This window comes from Nitrospira sp. BLG_2 (assembly GCF_049222245.1).
In genome coordinates this window covers 1-2,269 of the sequence record NZ_JBLYIG010000653.1, presented here as the reverse complement: position 1 = coordinate 2,269, position 2,269 = coordinate 1, and the positions used below count along the sequence as shown (strand labels likewise).

Here is a 2,269-nt window from a genome sequence, read left to right as displayed (position 1 = left end):
GTTCACGAAACCATCCAACCACAATTTCCTCGAACTCTCGCACATTCCGTCAGGAAACCTTTCCTCGCCAGGCGCCGGTTTCTTGGCCGCGCGACTCGATGAATTCCTTGAATCGCTTCAGATCCCCTTCCACGCGTTGGGAGACCACACCGACGGCATCGCCTGTTTTTTCGATAGCCCCTTGGGGCTCGTACTCCACACGAAGGTTGATTTTAGACTTGTTGTTTGCGAGTGACGCAAACGTCAGCATGCCGCTGTTCCGAGCGCCTCGCTGGCTCCTCCAGGCGATCCGCTGATCGGGAACCTGTTCCGTGATTTCCGCGTCCCATTCCTCCTGTTTTCCCGCGATACTCACCTTCCAATGCAGATGTTTGTCGTCGATCTGCCGCACTTGCTCCACGCCTTCCATGAACCGGGGGAATTCTTCGAATTGCGTCCATTGATTATATGCTGTGTTCACGGGAACGTTCAGCTCGATGGATTTCTCTATCACGGACATATCTGCCTCCTTGTTTGGTGTGTTAATGGTTTTGACGGACACCGATAGGTTTTCGATCGCTTGTTTCATTGTTCGTACTTTTCGACGATCTCCGGCGGTCTGACCTGCGCCTTGTCGGCATCCTGTCCGACGGTCCGCAGCGCGCGTCGTTGACGAAGGAGATCCCAGCATTGATCCAGTTCGACTTGCAGAGCCCGTAACCGGCCCTGGTCTTCCTCACTCAGGGATTCGCGAGCCAGCATCTGATGCTCGTGTCCGACCAGTTCATTGATTCGCTGGAGTACCGACTGATCGGTGGTCTTCTCGTCCATTCGTCACCCGGCTGGGGTTTCATCCCCGTCCTGCGCCATAATCATGGATTTGTCTGCAGCGAGTATTTCACTTTATGAGCCTTTTCCCGATGGGTTTGTAATGTAGGCAAGGTCGAGTCGATCCATTGCTTGATGCCTACATCCTGTATGGTTTTCGCGCGCTGCTGGAACTCATCGACCGTAGTTTCGTGGTCTTCTAAAATGTAGTCGATGTAGGCGCGGTCGAAGGCATGGCCGGACAGAAGGGAGAGCTTGTTCACCTTCCGCTTATGCTCCTCACTGACTCCGGGAGAAAGTTGCACACCGCACTTCATGGCCAATTGCTCGACTTGCTGACTCCCCTTCTTGTGGTCTTCGACCATTTCTTCCCCGAAGTCCTTCACTCGTCGGTTCACCGCGCGTTGAGCGGCAAGTTGACCCAACGATATTTCGATCTGCTGTCCTTCAGCCGCTTTCTCGAGAAATGACTGCGCGTCGGCTTTAGCCGTCTGGGCCGACACAGACGAAAACCACCCCACAACGCCAACCACCGCCAGGCATAATGAGAGAAATCTCGACATAACATGTTCCTTTGCCGTTACATACCCGCATGTATTCAAGCGACCTAGTCCTGCAACGGTTCTATTTGTGCGCTTCGTCCTGAGCGCTCGTCATAGCGGGAAAAGACGGGATCATCGAATGACCCGTTCATACCATTCGCAACCAGTCGAACGGCTCTTCTCGCGTCGCTCACCACCGCTCCCATCCCGAAAAACTCGTGTGTCACCCCCTTGAAATTTCGGTACGCCACCGGAACACCTGCTTCAAGGAGGCGTTCGGCATAGCGTTTCCCCTCAGATCGCAGGGGATCGATTTCCGCCGTAATGATCGTGGCGGGTGGAAGTCCGCTTACGTTGGGAGTGTTCACCAGATCGATCCAAGGGTTTTTCCCGTCCGCCGGCTCTTTCAAATACTTCTCGAAGAACCACATCATCATCGACTTGTCCAACGGTTTGGCTTGAGCATTTTCGCGATAAGAAGGGGTGCTGAAATCATATCCCGCCACTGGGTAAATGAGCGCCTGATGGACGGGCAACAGTTCCCCGCGCGCCCGCGCCATCAGGCACACGGCCGCCGCCAAATTGCCCCCGGCGCTCTCACCGGCCACGGCAACCATTGAAGGGTCTCCACCGAAGCCATCGGCGTTGCGCAATACCCACTGATAGGCGGCATAGGCATCCTCATGGGCCGCGGGAAATTTGTGCTCCGGAGCTTTACGGTATTCCACGGACACCACGATGGCATCGGCAGCTTTCGCGAGCGCCCTGGCCGACGAATCGTATGTATCGATCGTCGCAATCACCCACCCTCCTCCGTGAAAATACACGATCACAGGAAACGGACCATGGCCTTGAGGAGTATAGATGCGGATCGGGATATCACCCCCCGCACCGGGAATCGTTCGGTTCTCCGTCTTTCC

The 2,269-nt window shown here is 55.3% G+C and carries 4 protein-coding genes; all 4 read right to left on the bottom strand.

Annotated features, from left to right (window positions below):
* Nucleotides 1-49 precede the first annotated feature (49 nt).
* Nucleotides 50-499: an SRPBCC family protein gene (locus ACOSYY_RS17330; protein ID WP_421664074.1), complete on the bottom strand. Its 450-nt coding sequence runs from the start codon at nt 497-499 to the stop codon at nt 50-52.
* A 65-nt stretch (nt 500-564) separates the two neighbouring features.
* On the bottom strand, nt 565-810 hold the full coding sequence (locus tag ACOSYY_RS17325) for a DUF2630 family protein (protein WP_421664073.1): 246 nt from the start codon (nt 808-810) through the stop codon (nt 565-567).
* A gap of 41 nt (nt 811-851) precedes the next feature.
* Nucleotides 852-1,370: a DUF4142 domain-containing protein gene (locus ACOSYY_RS17320; RefSeq protein ID WP_421664072.1), complete on the bottom strand. Its 519-nt coding sequence runs from the start codon at nt 1,368-1,370 to the stop codon at nt 852-854.
* Between the two features lie 44 nt (nt 1,371-1,414).
* A partial coding sequence (locus ACOSYY_RS17315; protein WP_421664071.1) for an alpha/beta hydrolase occupies nt 1,415-2,269 on the bottom strand: 855 nt, incomplete at its 5' end.

Excerpts from the sequence above, each read along its gene's own strand:
- ACOSYY_RS17330 (WP_421664074.1), bottom strand. The coding sequence starts at position 499 with ATGTCCGTGATAGAGAAATCCATCGAGCTGAACGTTCCCGTGAACACA.
- ACOSYY_RS17320 (WP_421664072.1), bottom strand. The coding sequence starts at position 1,370 with ATGTCGAGATTTCTCTCATTATGCCTGGCGGTGGTTGGCGTTGTGGGG.
- ACOSYY_RS17325 (WP_421664073.1), bottom strand. The coding sequence starts at position 810 with ATGGACGAGAAGACCACCGATCAGTCGGTACTCCAGCGAATCAATGAA.